Annotated in this window: 16 protein-coding genes; 13 read left to right on the forward strand and 3 right to left on the reverse strand. The window is 65.9% G+C overall.

All coding sequences use genetic code 11. The annotated features are described in order from the left end of the window. Nucleotides 1-17 precede the first annotated feature (17 nt). The 3 genes from PSEMAI1_RS0114395 to PSEMAI1_RS0114405 all read right to left on the reverse strand — a co-directional run bounded on the left by PSEMAI1_RS0114395 (nt 18) and on the right by PSEMAI1_RS0114405 (nt 3,685). Nucleotides 18-1,745 carry a cobalt chelatase gene (locus tag PSEMAI1_RS0114395; RefSeq protein ID WP_024303561.1) on the reverse strand — a complete coding sequence of 576 codons (1,728 nt, stop codon included), beginning with the start codon at nt 1,743-1,745 and terminating at the stop codon, nt 18-20. Beyond that, the gene (locus tag PSEMAI1_RS0114400; protein ID WP_024303562.1) at nt 1,745-2,725 is read right to left on the reverse strand and encodes an AAA family ATPase; all 981 of its coding nucleotides are present in this window, start codon (nt 2,723-2,725) and stop codon (nt 1,745-1,747) included. Before PSEMAI1_RS0114400 ends, PSEMAI1_RS0114395 begins: the two co-directional genes overlap by 1 nt. Nucleotides 2,726-2,863: 138 nt before the next feature. Continuing rightward, nucleotides 2,864-3,685 carry an IclR family transcriptional regulator gene (locus PSEMAI1_RS0114405; protein WP_024303563.1) on the reverse strand — a complete coding sequence of 274 codons (822 nt, stop codon included), beginning with the start codon at nt 3,683-3,685 and terminating at the stop codon, nt 2,864-2,866. Between the two features lie 164 nt (nt 3,686-3,849). Between PSEMAI1_RS0114405 and xsc the strand changes: the two genes are divergently transcribed. The 13 genes from xsc (at nt 3,850) to PSEMAI1_RS0114470 (ending at nt 19,309) form a co-directional block, all read left to right on the forward strand. Beyond that, nucleotides 3,850-5,661: a sulfoacetaldehyde acetyltransferase gene (gene xsc, locus PSEMAI1_RS0114410; protein WP_024303542.1), complete on the forward strand. Its 1,812-nt coding sequence runs from the start codon at nt 3,850-3,852 to the stop codon at nt 5,659-5,661. 348 nt (nt 5,662-6,009) lie between these two features. Further along, nucleotides 6,010-7,380 (forward strand): amino acid permease, encoded by a 1,371-nt coding sequence (locus PSEMAI1_RS0114415; RefSeq protein ID WP_232219923.1) that lies wholly within the window; start codon nt 6,010-6,012, stop codon nt 7,378-7,380. A 309-nt stretch (nt 7,381-7,689) separates the two neighbouring features. Next, nucleotides 7,690-8,727, forward strand: coding sequence for a YeiH family protein (locus PSEMAI1_RS0114420; RefSeq protein ID WP_024303565.1), 1,038 nt, complete (start codon nt 7,690-7,692; stop codon nt 8,725-8,727). A 23-nt stretch (nt 8,728-8,750) separates the two neighbouring features. Beyond that, nucleotides 8,751-10,661: a phosphomethylpyrimidine synthase ThiC gene (thiC, locus tag PSEMAI1_RS0114425; protein WP_024303566.1), complete on the forward strand. Its 1,911-nt coding sequence runs from the start codon at nt 8,751-8,753 to the stop codon at nt 10,659-10,661. Nucleotides 10,662-10,736: 75 nt separating this feature from the next. After that, entirely contained in the window at nt 10,737-10,940 is a 204-nt protein-coding gene (thiS, locus tag PSEMAI1_RS0114430) for a sulfur carrier protein ThiS (RefSeq protein ID WP_024303567.1), read from the forward strand. Between the two features lie 48 nt (nt 10,941-10,988). After that, nucleotides 10,989-11,786 (forward strand): thiazole synthase, encoded by a 798-nt coding sequence (locus PSEMAI1_RS0114435; protein WP_024303568.1) that lies wholly within the window; start codon nt 10,989-10,991, stop codon nt 11,784-11,786. Next, nucleotides 11,783-12,442 (forward strand): thiamine phosphate synthase, encoded by a 660-nt coding sequence (gene thiE, locus PSEMAI1_RS0114440; protein ID WP_232219924.1) that lies wholly within the window; start codon nt 11,783-11,785, stop codon nt 12,440-12,442. Before PSEMAI1_RS0114435 ends, thiE begins: the two co-directional genes overlap by 4 nt. 129 nt (nt 12,443-12,571) lie before the next feature. Next, nucleotides 12,572-14,080, forward strand: coding sequence for a PLP-dependent aminotransferase family protein (locus PSEMAI1_RS0114445; RefSeq protein WP_024303570.1), 1,509 nt, complete (start codon nt 12,572-12,574; stop codon nt 14,078-14,080). A 276-nt stretch (nt 14,081-14,356) separates the two neighbouring features. Next, nucleotides 14,357-14,755 (forward strand): nuclear transport factor 2 family protein, encoded by a 399-nt coding sequence (locus PSEMAI1_RS0114450; protein WP_024303571.1) that lies wholly within the window; start codon nt 14,357-14,359, stop codon nt 14,753-14,755. Between the two features lie 39 nt (nt 14,756-14,794). Then, nucleotides 14,795-16,231: an FAD-binding oxidoreductase gene (locus PSEMAI1_RS0114455; protein WP_024303572.1), complete on the forward strand. Its 1,437-nt coding sequence runs from the start codon at nt 14,795-14,797 to the stop codon at nt 16,229-16,231. A 228-nt stretch (nt 16,232-16,459) separates the two neighbouring features. Continuing rightward, a complete protein-coding gene (gene tauA / locus PSEMAI1_RS0114460) occupies nt 16,460-17,491 on the forward strand; it encodes a taurine ABC transporter substrate-binding protein (protein ID WP_024303573.1) in 1,032 nt (343 codons plus the stop codon). An 86-nt stretch (nt 17,492-17,577) separates the two neighbouring features. Further along, nucleotides 17,578-18,390: a taurine ABC transporter ATP-binding protein gene (locus PSEMAI1_RS0114465; RefSeq protein ID WP_024303574.1), complete on the forward strand. Its 813-nt coding sequence runs from the start codon at nt 17,578-17,580 to the stop codon at nt 18,388-18,390. Next, a complete protein-coding gene (locus tag PSEMAI1_RS0114470) occupies nt 18,383-19,309 on the forward strand; it encodes an ABC transporter permease subunit (RefSeq protein ID WP_084612706.1) in 927 nt (308 codons plus the stop codon). Before PSEMAI1_RS0114465 ends, PSEMAI1_RS0114470 begins: the two co-directional genes overlap by 8 nt. The last annotated feature ends 93 nt before the right edge of the window (nt 19,310-19,402 follow it).

Genomic DNA, 19,402 nt, shown 5'->3' on the forward strand with positions numbered 1-19,402 from the left:
CCTTTCCGGCGCGCGCTTCAGCGCCGGTGGCGGCCGCCGAACAGCTGCACGATGTCGAAGAACAATTCGTTGTCCAGCCCGCGCGTCATGTCGGTGGCCAGGCAACGGCGGTAGAAGGGGCTGAGGTCGAGGCCGACGCCGAGGCCGAGGATCTCCACGGCGCCCTGCTGCTCGCAGCGCGCGACCACGTCCTTGAGGTGGTTGTCGAGGTAGAATGGGTCGTTGGCCAGCCCGGTCGCGCCGTCGGCCGGGCAGCCGTCCGAGATCACGACCAGGATGCGCCGCGCCTCGCCGCGCGCCAGCATGCGGTTGCACGCCCAGTCGACCGCCTCGCCGTCGATCCCCTCGCGGAACAGGTCGGCCTTGAGCAACGCCGCGATGTCACGGCGCGCGCGCCGCCAGCTGCGCTCGGCGTCCTTGAACACCAGGTGGCAGACCTCGTTGAGCCGGCCGGGGTGGCGCGGCCGCCCGCGGCTCATCCACTCGCGGTAGGGACGGCCGCCGTTCCAGGCGGCGGTGGTGAAACCGAGCAGCTCGGTGCCGACGCCGGCCATCTCGAGCGCGCGCAGCAGGATGTCCACCAGGGTCGCCACCGATTCGACATGCGTCTTCATCGAGCCCGAGCAATCCACCAGCACGCTCACCTGGCAGTCCGCCGCCGGCTTGAACTGCTCGCGGCGGAACAGGCGGCGCTCGGCCGGCGAGGTGATCAGCTGGGACAGGCGGCGGCCATCGACCTGCCCTTCCTCCTCGCCGAAGCGCCAGCCGTCGCGGCGCGGCTCGGCGAGCACGGCGCCGAGCAGGCGCGCCAGGCGCGGAATATTGACGCCCTGGGCGGCGACGCGCCGGTCGAGGCGCTCGCGGTACTCCTCCAGCAGCGCCCGGCGCACCTGCGTGCCGGCCGCCAGCTCGACATCGTAGCGGGTGGTGTAGACGCGGTAGGCCTGTTCCGCCTCGACAAACACCTTGCTGGCGCCACTGACGGCGGCGGCGATGCCGTCGCCCCCCTCGTCCTGGTCGAAGTCGAGCAGCAGCGCGAAGGCGGCACGGACGTCGCCCTCGGCCGCCTCTCCGGTCTCCCCCTCCCCCGGCTGGGCGCTGTTGGCGCGCACCTTGTCGCCGACGATGCGGGCGATCTCCAGCGCGTGCGGGGCGAACGCGGCCTGGTCGTGGCGCTGACGGCGGATGCCGGCCAGCGCGCTGCCCAGCGCCGACACCAGGGACCAGCGGGTGCTCTCGATGTAATCCTCGGTCTCGTGCAGCACCGGCAGCGCGTTGAGGCGCGACCAGCACATCTGCGCCACGGTGTAGAGCAGGATGCCGGCCTCGCCCTCGGTGAGCCCGGAACGGTAGAACGCGCGCGACCAGTCCTCGAAGCGCTGGCGCAGGTTGCGCACCATGCCCGGCATGTCGGCGGGCGCCAGGGTCTCGACGCGCATCTGTTCCAGCAGCTCGAAGATCAGACGATCGACTGGCTCCTCCGGGCATAGGCTGCGGTGCAGGACGGCATCGGAATGGCGCAGGCGCAGCGCCATGCCGTCGGCCGCCGCCCGACAGGCCACGAAGTCGTCGGCCCCGGGGTCGACGCGCAGATGGGGGGCGTGCACCGGCAGCGCCCGCGTCGCGCGATGCAGCCGGCCGCCGCGGTAGTGCAGCGCCGCATCGCCGGTCAGCGCCCGGATCGCGGCCGCGCACAGCTCCTCGATCTGCTGCTGCCGCTGGGCATTCTGCTGCCGGCTGGCCATTACTGCGCCCCCGCCGTGAGCATCCAGGATTCGTCCAGTTCGACGCCGAAGCAGCGCTGGTAGTACTCGGCGACGATGGGGCGCTCCGCCTCGTCGCACTTGTTGAGGAAGGACAGGCGGAAGGCCAGCGCCGGGTTGCGGAAGATTTCGCAGTTTTCCGCCCAGCTGATGATGGTGCGTGGCGACATCAGCGTCGACAGATCGCCGGCGGCAAAGCCCTTGCGCGTCAATTCCGCCACGGCCACCATCGACGCCACCAGCTGGCGCCCCTGCGCGTTGTCCTTGGCGGGAACGCGCGCCAGCACGATCGCCATCTCCTCGTCGCGCGACAGGTAGTTGAGCGTGGCGACGATGTTCCAGCGGTCGATCTGGGCATGGTTGAGCACCTGGGTGCCGTGGTACAGACCGGACAGGTTGCCAAGCCCGACCGTGTTGGAGGTGGCGAACAGGCGGAAATACGGGTGCGGCCGGATCACCCGGCTCTGGTCGAGCAGGGTGAACTTGCCGTCGCGCTCGAGGATGCGCTGGATCACGAACATCACGTCGGGGCGGCCGGCATCGTACTCGTCGAAGATCAGCGCCACCGGGCGTTGCAGCGCCCAGGGCACGATGCCTTCCTGGAATTCGGTGACCTGCAGGCCGTCGCGCAGCACGATGGTGTCGCGGCCGACCAGGTCGAGGCGGCTGATGTGGCCGTCCAGGTTGACGCGCACGCACGGCCAGTTGAGGCGCGCGGCGACCTGCTCGATATGCGTGGACTTGCCGGTGCCGTGCAGCCCCTGCACCATCACGCGGCGGTCGCGGGTAAAGCCGGCGAGGATCGCCAGCGTCACGTCCGGGTTGAAGCGATAGGCCTCGTCGACCTCGGGCACGTGGTCGTCGCGCTCGCTGAAGGCGGGCACTTTCAGGTCGGAATCGATGCCGAATACCTCGCGCACCGAGACCATGCGGTCGGGCTGAATCTGGCTGATGTCTGTCACGGGAGCTCTCCAGTGGTTGCCGCGACGTGCTGCGCGGCGTGGGTCAAATAATCGTCGCACCCTGGCGCCCCCGAGCGGCGGTCAGCCGGGCGGGCCAGGTGGCGGCAAGCCGGCGGCGGGCAGGCGGCAAAGCAGGCCTCATTCGCCCTCCCGCGCCTCGGGCATGGCCTCGGCCTCGATCTTGGCCAAGGCCGCCGCCGCCCGCTGCAACGCCGGCAGCAGCTGCAGCGCCTTGTCCGGCGTCAGCCGCAGCACCGGCGCCTGGATCGCGATCCCGGTGTTGGACTTGCCCCCCGGCGTCGGCACCAGCACCGCCAGGCAGAACAGCCCCGGCAGGAATTCCTCGTCGTCGACCGCGTAGCCGTCCCGCTTCACCCGCTCGATCTCCCGCTCCAGCGCCCCCAGGTCGGTCAGCGTCTTCGCGGTGTAGCGTTCCAGCGGCACGTGCTCCAGCAGCCGGCGCCGCTGGCTCGGGCTCATCTGCGCCAGGAACAGCTTGCCGCTCGCCGAGCAGTGCGCCGGCACCCGCGAGCCGGGGTGCAGGTAGAAGCGCAGCGGCGCCGGGGTTTCCACCCGGTCCAGGTACAGCACTTCGCTGCCCGACAGCGCGGTGATGTTGCAGCTTTCGCCCACTTCTTCCACCAGTTGGCGCAGCACCGCGTGGCGCGCGCCGTGCACGGTGTTGTTGAGCAGCAGGTTCTCGGCCATGCGCCGCAGCCGCACCCCGGTGCTGTAGTGCCGCCCGTCGCCGTCGCGTTGCAGCATCCCGGCGCTTTCCAGTTGCTGCAGCATGCGGTGCAGCGTCGGCTTGGGCAGCCCGGTTTCTTCCACCAGTCCTTGCAGCGTGAAGAACTGGTCCTTTTCCGCGATCACTTCCAACAACGCGAACAGCCGCAGCGTCGGCGTGTCGCCATCGAGCCGGGCCGGTTCGCTCTTCGGGGTCTGTGGTGTGTCGTTCATGGCGTTTCCATCATAGTTCAGTTTCTGTTTTTGATACAACAAGTATCGTTTTACGAAATTTGTTGTTGACTTGCCGCATACACCCTCCTAGAGTTGAGTCTTGTCTCACATATCGGAATATTTCGTACCGGTTTTGAGATGATACCCACAGGAGACTAGTCAGCATGAGCGAGCAAGCCAACCGTACGGTGCCCGTCGGCCCCACCAAGATGACCCCTTCCGAAGCCTTCGTCGAAACCATGGTGGCCAATGGCGTGACCGATATGTTCGGCATCATGGGGTCGGCCTTCATGGATGCCATGGATATTTTCGCCCCCGCCGGCATCCGCTTGATCCCGGTGGTCCACGAGCAGGGCGCCGCCCACATGGCGGATGGCTATTCCCGCGTGTCCGGCCGCCACGGCGTGGTGATCGGCCAGAACGGCCCCGGTATCAGCAACTGCGTCACCGCCATCGCCGCCGCCTACTGGGCGCACAGCCCGGTGGTGATCGTGACCCCGGAGACCGGCACCATGACGATGGGCCTGGGCGGCTTCCAGGAGTGTAACCAGTTGCCGATGTTCCAGGAATTCACCAAGTACCAGGGGCATGTCACGCACCCGGCCCGTATGGCCGAGTACACCGGCCGCTGCTTCGACCGCGCCATGAGCGAGATGGGCCCGACCCAGCTCAATATCCCGCGCGATTATTTCTACGGCGAGATTACCGCCGAGATCCCCAAACCCTCGCGTCTGGATCGCGGGGCCGGTGGCGAGCAGAGCCTGAACGAGGCAGCGGAGTTGCTGGCGCAGGCGACGTTCCCGGTGATCATTTCCGGCGGCGGCGTGGTGATGGGCGATGCCGTCGAGGAGTGTAAGGCCTTGGCCGAGCGCCTGGGGGCGCCGGTGGTCAACAGCTACCTGCACAACGATTCGTTCCCGGCCAGCCATCCGCTGTGGTGCGGTCCACTCGGTTACCAGGGCTCGAAGGCGGCGATGAAGCTGATTTCCCAGGCCGACGTGGTGGTGGCGCTGGGGTCCCGCCTGGGGCCGTTCGGCACGCTGCCGCAGCATGGCATGGATTACTGGCCGAAGAACGCGAAGATCATCCAGATCGACGCCGACAACAAGATGCTGGGCCTGGTGAAGAAGATTTCGGTGGGCATTTGCGGCGATGCCAAGGCGGCGGCGGTGGCGCTGACGCAGCGTCTGGCCAACCGTACCCTGGCCTGCGATGCGACCCGCGCCGAGCGCGCCGACAAGATCGCGACCGAGAAGGCGGCCTGGGAGAAGGAGCTGGACGAGTGGACGCACGAGCGCGATCCGTTCAGCCTCGACATGATCGAGCAGAATGCCCAGGAGCGCACCTTCAACGGCGGCCATTACCTGCATCCGCGCCAGGTGCTGCGCGAGCTGGAGAAGGCGATGCCGGAGGATGTGATGGTGTCGACCGATATCGGCAACATCAATTCGGTGGCCAACAGCTACCTGCGCTTCGAGAAGCCGCGCAGTTTCTTCGCGGCGATGAGTTTCGGCAATTGCGGCTATGCCTTCCCGACCATCATCGGCGCCAAGGTGGCGGCGCCACATCGCCCGGCCATCTCCTACGCCGGCGACGGCGCCTGGGGCATGAGCCTGATGGAGACCATGACCTGCGTGCGCCACAACATCCCGGTCACCGCCGTGGTGTTCCACAACCGCCAGTGGGGTGCCGAGAAGAAGAACCAGGTCGATTTCTACAACCGCCGCTTCGTCGCCGGCGAGCTCGACAACCAGAGCTTCGCCGCGATCGCCCGCGCCATGGGGGCGGAGGGCATCACCGTCGACCGTCTCGAGGATGTCGGCCCGGCCCTGCAGAAGGCCATCGACCTGCAGATGAACCACGGCAAGACCTGCATCATCGAGATCATGTGCACCCGTGAGCTGGGCGATCCCTTCCGCCGCGATGCCCTCTCCAAGCCGGTACGATTCCTCGACAAGTACAAGGATTACGTGTGAGCAACAACCGCGCTGACGCGAAAAAGTGAAGACAAGCGGGCCGTGTCGCAGGCAGTGTACGCCTCACGGTCCGCCCTGCCTCATAGTCGCGGCGACATCATCGTTTCTGAAAGGTGAACCGAAACCGAGATAACCCACCAGGCTGCCCGGATGCCTCCACTGTCAGGGAGCACGGACAGCACACGACCCTGAACGACCACGGAATGGGTGGCGGCGCTCGCGCCCAGCCATACCCTTACAATTCAACAAACCGTGGCGTCCTACAATAAAGAAATACAGAGATATATCAAAGTGATAGGCAACCAGCAGCATTCAAACGGGCTCCAGCACAGCCTGAAGCAGCGCCACATGACCATGATTGCACTCGGTGGTGTGATTGGCGCAGGTCTGTTTGTCGGCAGCGGCGTGGTGATCAAGGCCACCGGCCCCGCCGCCATTCTCTCTTTCCTCCTCACCGGCCTGCTTGTGGTCCTGGTCATGCGCATGCTGGGAGAAATGGCTGTCGCCCTGCCTAGCGGCGGCTCCTTCTATGAATACGCCCGCGAGGCCTGGCACGACCGCCCGGCCGTGGGCGAACTGGCCGGCTTCCTCACCGGCTGGATGTACTGGTACTTCTGGGTCATCGTAGTGGCGCTCGAGGCGGTCGCCGGGGCCAACCTGGTGCACTATTGGTTGCCCGATATGCCGACCTGGATCATCAGTCTGACCTTGCTGGTGACGCTCACCCTGACCAACCTGATCTCGGTGAAGTCGTTCGGTGAATTCGAGTTCTGGTTCTCCTCGATCAAGGTCGGCGCCATCGTCGTGTTCCTGTTCCTGGCGAGCCTGTACGTGTTCGGCATGTGGCCGGGCGCGAGCTTCAACGTCAGCAACCTGACCGCGCACGGCGGCTTTGCCCCGCACGGCTGGGTGCCGGTGCTGACCGGGGCGGTGGCGGCAACCGGCTTCTATTTTGGCGCCGAGATCGTCACCATCGCCGCCGCGGAAACCGCCGAGCCGCAAAAAGCCATCGCCAAGGCCACCAGCTCCGTCATCACCCGGGTGCTGGTTTTCTATGTCGGCTCGGTGCTGCTGGTGGTCTGCCTGGTGCCGTGGAATTCACCCGGCATCGCCACCCCGTACGTCAGCGCGCTCAACGCGATGGGTATCCCGGCCGCGGCGCAGATCATGAACGCCGTGGTGTTGACCGCCGTGCTGTCGGCGCTCAACTCCGGCCTGTACGCGTCGTCGCGCATGCTGTTTGCCCTGACCAAGCGTGGCGACGCACCCAAATCGCTGGCCAAGCTGACCCGCAACGGCGTGCCGGTGCGCGCCATCCTGTTCGCCACGCTGTTCGGCTACGCGGCGGTGGTGATGTCCTACGTATCGCCGGACACGGTGTTCGCCTTCCTGGTCGACTCCTACGGCACGGTGGCGATTTTCGTCTACATCCTGATCGCCATCTCCCAGCTGCGCCTGCGCGCCCGCCTCGAACGCGAGGCCCCGGAACGCCTGCGCGTGAAGATGTGGGCCTACCCCTACCTGACCTACCTCGCCATCGCCGGCATGATCGGCATCGTGGTGGCCATGGCCTTCATCCCCGATCAGCGCACGCCGCTGCTGCTGGGCGTGGCCAGCCTCGGCATCCTGCTGGTGGGCTACGTGGTGCGTCAGATCTGCCGCCGGAATGCCCCGGCCATCACCTTGGCTGAAGCGTCGACCGACTGCACCAAGCTCTAACCCTTCCCCTTCCAGCGGGCCGCCGGCACCTCCTCGGCGGCCCGCTGCCTTTTCCCCACAAAATAAAATATCAGTACATTTTGTACCGAAATTTGAAATTTACTATTGCACTCCTTGATTGGCCGGCTTATAGTTTTTCAAAAAACAATATACGGAATTTTTTGTACCGTTTTTTGTAATTTTCACACTAGCCAGCTCAGGCAGTACGCGCGTGCCAGCCCCGTCCCCGCCGGGCCGTTCCCCTCAGCCGCTTGGCCATGGGCCGGATACAGCGCGGTAAACCGAAGTCAATCACCGGAGACCCACACGATGATTCCCCCCAGCAGTCTCGCCCAGCCTGTGATGTTCGCCCAGACCCGGGCCCTCCTTCCCGGTGTCATGCTCTGCGGCGTCATCGCCGTCGCCGCCACCTTCGTGTCCGAGCACTACGGCGGCCCGCAATTCCTCTACGCCTTGCTCATCGGCATCGCCTTCCACTTTCTGGCCGACTCCGAGAAATGCCAGCCCGGTATCGAGCTGTCGGCCAAGAAGCTGGTGCGCTTCGGCGTGGCCCTGCTCGGCGCGCGCATCGTCGCCAGCGACGTCAGCGACCTCGGCCTGGTCGGGGTGGGCGCGCTGATCGGCGCGGTCGGCCTGACCATCGGCTTTGGCATCCTGATGGCGCGTCTACTCGGCCTGCCCTCGATGCTGGGGCTGCTCTCCGGCGGCGGCACCGGCATCTGCGGCATTTCGGCCACCCTGGCAATCTCCTCCACCCTGCCGGCCACGCGGGAAAACGAGCGCTATACCCTGCTCACGGCGATCGGCATCGCGATCTTCTCCACCGTGGCGATGGTGCTCTACCCGCTGATCGTCAAGAACGTCGGCCTCACCACGGCGGAAGCGGGGCTGTTCCTCGGCGGTTCGATCCACGACGTCGCCCAGGTGGTCGGCGCCGGCCTGATCATTTCGCCGGAAGTGGGCGATGCCGCCACGCTGGCCAAGATGTTCCGCGTCGCCATGCTGATGCCGGTGGTGGTCATCCTGGCGCTGACCTTCCACGCCGAGCGCAAGAAAACCGCTACAGCCGGCAGCAAGACCCCGATCCTGCCGCTGTTCCTGGTGGTATTTGCCGGGCTGGCCGTGCTCAACAGCATGGGCTGGCTGTCCCACCAACTGGTGGAAGCAAGTTCGACCGTATCGCGCTGGTGCCTGGTGACCTCGATCGCCGCCCTCGGCGTCAAGACTTCCTTGGAGAAGCTGGCGGAACTGGGCTGGAAGCCGATCGTGCTGATGAGCAGCGAGGCCGTCTTCATTGCCGGCTACATGCTGCTGGTGGTGTACCTGAGCCGAGTTTTCGGTGCCTGATAAGTAAATAAACGAGGATGACCATGAACGCGCCAACCAATCTGAACACCGAGATGGTGGTGGACGAAGCCGCCATCCAGCCGCTGCCCAATTCCCGCAAGATCTACGTACAAGGTTCGCGTCCCGACATCCGCGTGCCGATGCGCGAGATCAGCCAGGCCGACACCCCGACCCAGTTCGGCGGCGAGAAAAATCCGCCGATCTACGTCTACGACTGCAGCGGCATCTACACCGACCCGGATGCCAAGATCGACATCCGCTCCGGCCTGCCGGCCATCCGCGCCGCCTGGATCGAGGAGCGCGGCGACACCGAGCAGCTCGCCGGCCTGTCGTCCGAGTACGGCCGTGCCCGCGAGGCCGACCCGAAACTGGCCGACCTGCGCTTCAACCTGACGCGCCAGCCGCGTAAGGCGAAGCCGGGCTGTAACGTGACGCAGATGCACTACGCCCGGAAGGGCATCATCACGCCGGAGATGGAATACATCGCCATCCGCGAGAACCTGAACCGCCAGGCCTACATTGAGAGCCTGAAGAGCGCCGGCGGCAAGAACGCGCGCCTCGTCGAACTGATGACGCGCCAGCATCCGGGCCAGAGCTTCGGCGCCGGGCTGGTCGACGAGATCACCCCGGAGTTCGTGCGCCAGGAAGTGGCCGCCGGCCGCGCCATCATCCCGAACAACATCAACCACCCGGAATCCGAGCCGATGATCATCGGCCGCAATTTCCTGGTGAAGATCAACGGCAACATCGGCAACTCGGCCGTGACGTCGTCGATCAGCGAAGAAGTGGACAAGATGACCTGGGGCATCCGCTGGGGCGCGGACACCATCATGGACCTGTCCACCGGCAAGAACATCCACGAGACGCGCGAGTGGATCCTGCGCAACAGCCCGGTGCCGATCGGTACCGTCCCGATCTACCAGGCGCTGGAGAAGGTGAACGGCAAGGCCGAGGACCTGACCTGGGAGATCTTCAAGGACACGCTGATCGAGCAGGCCGAGCAGGGGGTGGACTACTTCACCATCCACGCCGGCGTGCTGCTGCGCTACGTGCCGATGACCGCCAACCGCATGACCGGCATCGTGTCGCGTGGTGGTTCGATCATGGCCAAGTGGTGCCTGGCGCATCACAAGGAAAACTTCCTCTACACCCACTTCGAGGAGATCTGCGACATCATGAAGGCCTACGACGTGGCCTTCAGCCTCGGCGACGGCCTGCGTCCGGGCAGCGTGTGGGACGCCAACGACGCGGCGCAGCTGGGTGAACTGAAGACGCTGGGCGAGCTGACCCAGATCGCCTGGCAGCACGACGTGCAGGTGATGATCGAAGGCCCGGGCCACGTGCCGATGCAGCTGATCAAGGAGAACATGGACAAGGAGCTGGAGTGGTGCCACGAGGCGCCGTTCTACACCCTGGGGCCCTTGACCACCGATATCGCGCCGGGCTACGACCACATCACCTCGGCCATCGGTGCGGCGCAGATCGGCTGGTATGGCACCGCGATGCTGTGCTACGTGACGCCGAAGGAGCACCTCGGCCTGCCGAACAAGGACGACGTGAAGGAAGGCATCATCACCTACAAGCTGGCCGCCCACGCCGCCGACCTCGCCAAGGGCCATCCGGGCGCGCAGATCCGCGACAACGCCCTGTCCAAGGCGCGCTTCGAGTTCCGCTGGGAAGACCAGTTCAACCTCGGCCTCGACCCGGACCGCGCGCGCTCGTTCCACGACGAGACGCTGCCGAAGGACAGCGCCAAGGTGGCGCACTTCTGCTCGATGTGCGGCCCGCACTTCTGCTCGATGAAGATCACCCAGGACGTGCGCGAGTTCGCCGAGCAGCAGGGTATCTCCGAGCAGGACGCGCTGGAGAAGGGCATGGAGGTGAAGGCGATCGAGTTCGTCAAGGGCGGCGCCAAGCTGTACGACAAGATCTGAGCGCGGGTGCCGCCAAGGTTGGCCGAAGCCCGGCTTCGCCACCCGGCGTACCCCCACCCCACTGGAGATACCCACATGCCTACCGTCCTGGTCAACGGCGAGCCGACCGAGCTCGCCACCCCGCTCACGGTGCGCCAGCTGCTCGATCATCTCGAGCTGCAGGGGCGGCGCGTCGCCATTGAGCGCAACGGCGACATCCTGCCGCGCAGCCGCTACGACGACACCCGCCTTGCCGAGGGCGACCGTTTCGAAATCATCATCGCGGTGGGGGGCGGCTGAGCCCGCCACTCACTGCCTGACGACCGCCCGTTACCGAAGGAACTCGACATGAACGACCCGCTCATCATCGCCGGCAAGACCTATTCCTCGCGCCTTCTGGTCGGCACCGGCAAGTACAAGGACTTCGCCGAAACCCGCGAAGCGGTGGACGCCGCCGGCGCCGAGATCGTCACCGTGGCGATTCGCCGCACCAACATCGGCCAGCATCCGGGCGAGCAGAGCCTGCTCGACGTGCTGCCGCCATCGCAGTACACCCTGCTGCCCAACACCGCCGGCTGCTACACCGCCGAGGACGCGGTGCGCACGCTGCGTCTGGCGCGCGAGCTGCTCGACGGCCACACGCTGGTCAAGCTCGAGGTGCTGGGCGACCCGAGCAACCTCTACCCCAACATGCCGGAAACGCTCAAGGCGGCGGAAACACTGGTGAAGGAAGGCTTCGACGTCATGGTCTATTGCTCGGACGACCCGATCCAGGCCAAGCGCCTGGAGGAGATCGGCTGCGTGGCGGTGATGCCGCTGGCCTCGATCATCGGTTCCGGCATGGGCATCCTCAACCCGTGGAACCTGCGCCTGATTATCGACAACGCCCGGGTGCCGGTGCTGGTCGACGCCGGGGTCGGCACCGCCTCGGACGCCGCCATCGCCATGGAGCTGGGCTGCGACGCGGTGCTGATGAACTCGGCGATTGCCCACGCCCGCCTGCCAGTGCACATGGCGAGCGCGATGAAACACGCCGTGCTGGCCGGGCGCGAGGCGTATCTGGCCGGGCGCATGCCGCGCAAGCTCTACAGCGCCGAACCCAGCTCGCCCACCAGCGGCATGATCGCCCCGGCGCGCGGCGGATGAGAGGGCTCGCCACGGTGAATAACGCCACGCCACGGCCCGCACGCACGATCTGGCTCGACGGGCTCTATGCCGTCACCCCCGACACCAGCGACAGCGCCTGGCTGCTGTCGCGCGTCGAAGCGGTGCTGGCGGGCGGTGCCAGCCTGGTGCAGTACCGCAACAAATCCCGCGATACGGCATTGCGCCGGGAGCAGGCCACAGCCATCCAGGTGCTGTGCCGCCAACACGGCGCCTGGTTCATCGTCAACGACGACGTAGGGTTGGCCGAAGAGGTCGGCGCCGACGGCGTCCACCTCGGGCAGAGCGACACCAGCATCTGCGCGGCACGCCAGCGCCTCGGGCCGCACGCCATTATCGGCGCCACCTGCCACGACCAGCCGGCGCTGGCGGTGCAGGCGGTCGGCAACGGCGCCAGCTACGTCGCCTTCGGCGCGCTGTTTCCCTCTCGCAGCAAGCCGGAGGCGGTCTCCGCCCCGCTCGCGCTGTTTGCCGCGCTGCCGCCGCTGGACGTACCGTGTGTGGCGATCGGCGGCATCACCCCGGCCAACGCCGCGCTCGCCTGGCAAACCGGGGTCGACATACTGGCCGTCATCGGCGGACTGTTCGATGCCCCGGCACCGGACGAAGCGGCCCGCGCCATCCTCGCCGCACGCTGACGGCACGCCGAGTCACCCGCAACATGGGTGACGCCGCCTCCGCGGGGCGGCCATCGCCAAACGGCGGACAATCACTTAGTCTATAAGCAGGGTGATATGTTGAAACGGCACCGTCACAGAGAAGGAACGATGAGCACCAAGTTGACCGGCACCATGTGGAACCAGCTTTTCCAACAACATGCGAAGAGCGGCATGAGTCTGCAAGGCAATATTCGCCAGATGCTAGTCTCGGCCATCCTCGACGGCCAGCTACCGGTCGGCATCCCCCTGCCCTCCAGCCGCGAGCTGTCGGCCCAGCTCGGCGTGGCGCGCAACACCGTGGTGCTGGCCTATCAACAGCTGGTCGACGAAGGCTACCTGGTGTCCCGCGAGCGCAGCGGCTACTTCGTCAACGCCGACATCCTCGCCGGGCGCCTCCCCGCCCAGACCGCCCCGCACGACAGTTCCCCGGCCAACGGCCCCGACTGGGAGCGGCGCTTCGTGTTCCGTCCCACCCGGCAGCGCAACATCGTCAAGCGCGCCAATTGGCAGGACTATCCCTACCCGTTCATCTACGGCCAGTACGACCCCATCCTGTTTCCCACCGCCGACTGGCGCGAGTGCAGCCTGAAGGCGCTCAGCGTGCTCGACATCCACGAGTGGGCGCAAGACATGATCCTGCGCGATGACGATTTACTGGTGCAGCAAATCCGCACCCGGGTGCTGCCGCGGCGCGGCGTGTGGGCCTCGGCCGACGAGATCGTCATCACCGTCGGCGCGCAACAGGCACTCTACCTGCTGGCCGACCTGCTGATGAGTGCCGACACCCCGGTCGGCGTGGAAGACCCGGGCTATCCGGACGCGCGCAACATCTTCGGCAGCCGCACCAGCCACCTGCTGCCGCTGCCGATCGATGAAGAAGGCCTCATGGTCAGCGGCGCGCTGCACAACTGCGACTACGTCTACGTCACCCCCGGCCACCAGTGCCCGACCACGGTAACCATGCCGCTGGCGCGGCGCCAGGCCTTGCTGCAGATGGCCGAAGAGGCCGACTTCGTACTGATCGAGGACGACTACGAAAGCGAGAGCCGCTTCCAGGGCGACCTCACGCCGACGCTGAAAAGCCTCGACCGCAGCAACCGCGTCATCTACGTCGGCAGCCTGTCCAAGAACCTCGCCCCTGGACTGCGCATCGGTTACATCGTCGGTCCTGCCGAGCTGATCGCCGAATTGCGCGGCATCCGCCGGCTGATGCTGCGCCACCCCTCCGCCTACATCCAGCGCGCCTTCGCCCTGTTCCTCTCGCTCGGGCATTACGATTCGCACCACCGTCGGCTGTCCGCGGCGTACCGGGAACGGGCTCAGGTGCTCACCGACGCGCTCGCACGCCACCTGCCCGAAGTACACCCGGTGCCGATCTCGGGCGGCGCCTCGTGCTGGATCGTCGGACCGGACTGGCTCGATGCCGAGGAACTGGCCCAACGCGCGGAAGAAAGCGGCGTGCTGATCGAGCCTGGCAACGTCTTCTTCATGAAGACCGCCATGCCCCGCAACTGCTTCCGCTTGGGCTTCTCATCGATCCCAATCGAGAAGATCGAACCCGGCGTCCGCACCCTGGCCGAGGTCCTGCGCCGCCTGAAACCGGCCCGCCCGCACTGAGCCGGGTGCCACGCCCCTCCCTCGCCCCCGGTCGCGCCCCATCGCCACCGGGGAGCAGGCATGCCCTGTTTCCCTCCCGGCGTCGCCCGCCAGCCCGCCGACCATGCGGCGCCTTCTGGCCCAAACTGGCCCAAACGATTTAACCGAACTGGCCCTACTGCATCGCCCTCCAGCTCACTAATCTGAAGTCGTCAAATGCAGTGGTCCTCCCGCGTGGCGTTGGCCGCCACGGCAGCACGGACCACCCACAACATCAGAACTGCTTAGGAGAACGAGATGTCCAATACCCCAGTGACTGCCGAATTTCTGCAGGCCTTCAGCGACGCCTGGAACCGCCACGATATCGACGCCCTGATGAGCTTCATGGCCGACGATTGCGAATTCCATGCCGTGGCCGGCCCCGACCTGCTCGGCCGTACGTTCAAGGGTCGCGAAGCGGTGCGCGAAAGCTTCCAGCTCGCCTGGCAAACCTTCCCCGACGCCGCCTGGCTCGACGGCGATCACTTCGTTCACGGCGACCGCGGGGTCAGCGAATCCACCTTCAGCGGCACCAAGGCCGATGGCACGCGCATCGAGGCACGCATGGTCGACGTGTTCACCTTCCGTGACGGCAAGATCGCGGTGAAAAACGCCTACCGCAAAGACCGTCCGCCGGTCGCTCAGGCCGGCAACTGAGCCCGGACTCACATCGCGTCAACATCGAGGAGTCCGAGCATGGATGTCATTACTCAAAAGCGCGTGGTGAACACGGGCCGCTCTACCGGCCCGTCCACCCCCTACGATCCGGCCTACGACCCGCTGGTCGCCAGCACCCCGGGCCAGGGCCGCGATTACGCCCCGACCTACTGGATCGGCACCGCCGGCGACCCGCCGCCCGATGACGGCCCGATCACCCACGACATCGACGTCGACGTCGCCATCATCGGCTCCGGTTTCACCGGGCTCACCACCGCGATCTTCCTCGCCCAGGAATACGGCATCAAGGCTACCGTGCTCGAAGCCAACCGCGTCAGCTGGGGCTGCAGCACCCGCAATGGCGGGCAGGCCCAGTGCGCCTCGGGCCGTCTGAAGCGCTCGCAGTGGATCGCCCGCTACGGCCTCGACACCGCGCTGCGCATGCACGAGGAAGTCTGCGCCGGCATGGAAACCTTCAAGAACCTGATCAAGGACATCGACTGCGACCCGCAGCCGGGCGGCCACCTCTACATCGCCCACCGGCCCAAGGCCATGCCGGCACTGGAGAAGGAAGCCAAGATCCTGCGCGAGGTGTTCAACTATGACGCCCGCATCCTCGACGCTGACACCGTCAAGCGTGACTACGTCGACGACAAGGAAGCCGCCGGCGCCATGCACGAGCCGGAAGGGATAGGCATCCATGCCGGCAAGCTCGCCTTCGGCTACCTGAAGAAGGCGCGCGCGCTCGGCGCCAAGGTTCACCCCTCGAGTCCGGTCATGGGCTGGGAGACCCGCAACGGCGTGCACTACCTCAAGACGCCAGGCGGCATCGTGCGGGCTCGTGCCGTCGGCATCGCCACCGGCGGCTACACCTCGCAGGGGCTGCACCCGCAGCTGAAAAACCGACTGCTGCCGATCCTGTCCAACTCGATCGTCACCCGTCCGCTGACGCAAGCCGAGATCGATGCCTGCAACTTCCGCACCACGCAAGTCATCACCGACACCCGCATTCTGCGCCACTACTACCGCCTGATGCCGGATGGCCGGGTACAGATCGGCAGCCGCAGCGCCATCACCGGCAACGATGCGCCCGAGGACAAGTACAAGCAGTTCCTGATCCGCGACCTGCACCGCAAGTTTCCTGCGCTGGAAGGCATCCAGATCGACTACTCCTGGTGGGGTTGGGTCGACGTCAGCCACGACATGATGCCGCGCATCTACCAGCCGGACCCGAAGCAGACGATCTACTACGCCCTCGGCTACGGTGGCAACGGCGTCATGTACTCGGCGCAAGCCGGCCGCCGCCTGGCCGCCAGCATCGCTGGCAAGGGCACCCCGGACCTGCCGATCTTCCGCTCCAAGCTGCCGTTCCCGAACGTGCGCGAGGTGGTGGAATCGGAGCTGTTCGCCCCCTTCCGCCGCTTCGGCCAATGGTGGCTGTATCGCTGGTATCACCTCAAGGACGAAGTCATCTAGGCGCCCATTCGCCGATCGCCCGGCCCCCTGCCGGGCGCCTGACCGCCGCGCACGGCTCACGCGAGACGTGCCGCCCAGTAAAGAAAGGAGTACGCCCCACGGCGGCATCGAGCCGACTCGATGCCCGATAGACACCGTCAGATCGGCCTTACTGAATCGCCCTATTACAATCCATGCGGCGTATAAATGCCGGCAAATTAATAATTTCTTATTACGATGGAGAAAGTCATGTACGGAGCACGCAGTTTCAAGAAGGTTCTCAAGTTGTCGGTAGCCCTGCTGGCGCTCGGCGCCGGCGGCATGGCACACGCAGAGCAGAAGGAAGTCACCATCGCCTACCAGCAGACCGCCGGTCCGTTGCTGACCGTGATCGCTGATGGTTCGGCCGAAAAGGCCACCGGCTACAAGATCAACTGGCGCCAGTTCGAATCGGGCGCCAAGGTCGCTACCGCCATGGCTTCGGGTGACGTGCAGATCGGCGTGATCGGTTCCAGCCCGCTCGCCGCCGCCGTGAGCCGCGGCCTGCCGCTGCAACTGTTCTGGATTCTCGACGACATCAACGAAGCCGAAGCCATGGTGGTACGCAACGGTTCCGGCATCACCAAGCCGGCCGACCTCAAGGGCAAGAAATTCGGCGTGCCCTTCGTCTCCACCACCCACTTCCACACCATGTTCGCGCTGAAGCTCTGGGGCATCAAACCAAGCGAACTGGAAATCCTCAACATGCAGCCCAACCAGATCGCCGCGGCGTGGGAGCGCGGCGACATCGACGCGGCCTATGTCTGGGACCCGGCCCTGGCGCGCATAAAGCAGAACGGCAAGGTGCTGATCAACTCGGGCGAGCTGTCCAGGAAGGGCAAGGCCACCTTCGACGGCATGGCGGTGAGCCGCGCCTGGGCCGACGCCAACCCGGCTTTCATGGCGAGCTTTACCAAGGCCATCGCCAACGCCGATGCCGCCTATCGCGCCAACCCGCAAGCCTGGGGCGCAGATTCGGCCCAGGCCAAGACCATGGCCAAGATGCTGGGCAGCACGGCCAAAGAAGCCGCCGACGCGGTCAAGCTCTACGCCTACCCGACTCTCCAGCAACAGATCTCCCCCACCTGGCTCGGTGGCGGCAAGACCGGCGGTGCCGTCAAGGCTCTCAAGGCGACGGCTGAATTCCTCAAGGAGCAGAAGCGCATCGACGCGCTGGCCCCGGACTACAGCGCCTTCGTCACGTCGAAGTACGCCGAAGCCGCACTCAAGCAAAAACAATAAGCGCCCGGCAGGGGACGCCCGGCCGGGACACCGTACCGGCCCGGGCAACGTCCCAAAGGACCGAATCTGATCTGAGGAGAACTCTCATGCAAGAGCTTAAAGTCAGCAATGTCAGCGTGCGCTACCCGGGCCGTCGCCCGGGCGAGCAGGTCCATGCGCTCGACAACATCAACCTCTCCATCAAGAGCGGCGACTTCGTGGTAGCACTGGGCGCATCCGGTTGCGGCAAGACCACCTTGCTGAGCCTGATGGCGGGCTTCATCTCCCCCACCGAAGGCAGCATCACGCTGGGCGGCAACAAGGTCATGGGCCCCGGGTCCGACCGCGGCGTCGTGTTCCAGAAACACGCCCTGCTGCCCTGGCTCAACGTGATGGAAAACACCGAATTCGGCCTCAAGCTGCAAGGCGTGAGCAAGGAAAAACGGCGCGCACTGGCCGCCAAGAACCTGGCGCTGGTGGGCCTGCAGGACTTCCACAGCCACATGATCTACCAGCTCTCCGGCGGCATGCAGCAGCGCGTGGGCATCGCCCGGGCGCTCACCTGCAACCCGGCCATGTTGCTGATGGACGAGCCGATGGCGGCACTCGACGCCCTCACCCGCGAAACCATCCAGGAGTTGCTGCTCGACGTCTGGCAGGAAACCCAGAAGATGTTCTTCTTCATCACGCACAGCGTCGAAGAAGCCCTGTTCCTCGCCAGCCGGCTGATCGTCATGTCGCCGCGCCCGGGTCGCATCACCCACACCTACGAGCTCGACTTCAACCGCCGCTTCCTGGAATGCCGCGATGCCAGGACGATCAAGTCCAGCCCCGACTTCATCAAGATGCGTGAAACCGTGCTTGGCATCATTTATGGCGACGAGCGTGCCGCCGAAGCGAAAGAGGTGTCCCATGTCTAACCTGAAACACGACTCGAATGTCTCTCTCCGCCGTCAGCGCGGCTCGATCTCGCTGAGTAGCCACCCGGCCAAGCCCCACGACGGCCCAGGCATGTTGTCGAAACTGTTCAGCAAGAAATCGGTCCGCCCCGGCGAGCAATTCGGCGCTCCCGGCCAGGGCAGCAGCGGTCTCATCAGCTTCATCACCGTCGCCCTGCTGTTCTCGCTGTGGGTGCTGGTGACCGCCACCGGCTGGGTGTCCCCGCTGTTCCTGCCGTCGCCGCAGGCGGTGTACGACAAGTTCATCCTGGTATCGACCGAGGGCTTCGCCAACGCCACGCTGCTCGAGCATACCCAGACCAGCCTGTACCGCGTGTTCGGCGCCTTTGCCCTGGCCTGCGTCACCGCCATTCCGATCGGCGTGCTGATGGGGGTTAGCCGCGTGGCACGCGGCATCTTCGATCCGCCAATCGAGTTTTACCGCCCGCTGCCGCCGCTCGCCTACCTGCCGATGGTGATCATCTGGTTCGGCATCGGCGAGTTCTCCAAGGTCTACCTGATCTTCCTCGCCATCTTCGCCCCGATGGCCATCTCGGCGCGTTCGGGCGTGCGCTCGGTGTCGATCGAGCAGATCCACGCCGCCTACTCGATGGGCGCCTCGCGTATGCAGGTGATCCGCCACGTCATCCTCAAGTCGGCGCTGCCGGAAATCTTCACCGGCATGCGCATCGGCATCGGGGTGGGCTGGACCACGCTGGTCGCCGGCGAAATGGTGGCCTCGACCCGCGGACTCGGCTTCATGGTGCTCAACGCCGCCGAGTTTCTCGCCAGCGACGTGGTGATCATGGGCGTGATCGTGATCGGTCTGTTCGCCTTCACCTTCGACCTGCTGATGCGCTACCTCGAGCGCGTGCTGGTGCCCTGGAAGGGCAAGGTCTGATGACAAGCCCTGTGCCGTAGCACGCAGCTCAAGAATAGGCGTGGCCGACCTCCCGGAGGCGGCCACGCCCCTCCCCAACCACCCTCAACCCCA

This window comes from Pseudogulbenkiania sp. MAI-1 (genome assembly GCF_000527175.1).
Taxonomy (GTDB): Bacteria; Pseudomonadota; Gammaproteobacteria; order Burkholderiales; family Chromobacteriaceae; genus Pseudogulbenkiania.

Coding starts and splice junctions, on each gene's coding strand:
- PSEMAI1_RS0114420 (WP_024303565.1), top strand. CDS start 7,690: ATGATTCCCCCCAGCAGTCTCGCCCAGCCTGTGATGTTCGCCCAGACC.
- PSEMAI1_RS0114415 (WP_232219923.1), top strand. CDS start 6,010: ATGACCATGATTGCACTCGGTGGTGTGATTGGCGCAGGTCTGTTTGTC.
- PSEMAI1_RS0114405 (WP_024303563.1), bottom strand. CDS start 3,685: ATGAACGACACACCACAGACCCCGAAGAGCGAACCGGCCCGGCTCGAT.
- PSEMAI1_RS0114435 (WP_024303568.1), top strand. CDS start 10,989: ATGAACGACCCGCTCATCATCGCCGGCAAGACCTATTCCTCGCGCCTT.
- thiC (WP_024303566.1), top strand. CDS start 8,751: ATGAACGCGCCAACCAATCTGAACACCGAGATGGTGGTGGACGAAGCC.
- PSEMAI1_RS0114470 (WP_084612706.1), top strand. CDS start 18,383: ATGTCTAACCTGAAACACGACTCGAATGTCTCTCTCCGCCGTCAGCGC.
- PSEMAI1_RS0114450 (WP_024303571.1), top strand. CDS start 14,357: ATGTCCAATACCCCAGTGACTGCCGAATTTCTGCAGGCCTTCAGCGAC.
- xsc (WP_024303542.1), top strand. CDS start 3,850: ATGAGCGAGCAAGCCAACCGTACGGTGCCCGTCGGCCCCACCAAGATG.
- thiS (WP_024303567.1), top strand. CDS start 10,737: ATGCCTACCGTCCTGGTCAACGGCGAGCCGACCGAGCTCGCCACCCCG.
- PSEMAI1_RS0114455 (WP_024303572.1), top strand. CDS start 14,795: ATGGATGTCATTACTCAAAAGCGCGTGGTGAACACGGGCCGCTCTACC.
- PSEMAI1_RS0114465 (WP_024303574.1), top strand. CDS start 17,578: ATGCAAGAGCTTAAAGTCAGCAATGTCAGCGTGCGCTACCCGGGCCGT.
- tauA (WP_024303573.1), top strand. CDS start 16,460: ATGTACGGAGCACGCAGTTTCAAGAAGGTTCTCAAGTTGTCGGTAGCC.
- PSEMAI1_RS0114445 (WP_024303570.1), top strand. CDS start 12,572: ATGAGCACCAAGTTGACCGGCACCATGTGGAACCAGCTTTTCCAACAA.
- thiE (WP_232219924.1), top strand. CDS start 11,783: ATGAGAGGGCTCGCCACGGTGAATAACGCCACGCCACGGCCCGCACGC.
- PSEMAI1_RS0114395 (WP_024303561.1), bottom strand. CDS start 1,745: ATGGCCAGCCGGCAGCAGAATGCCCAGCGGCAGCAGCAGATCGAGGAG.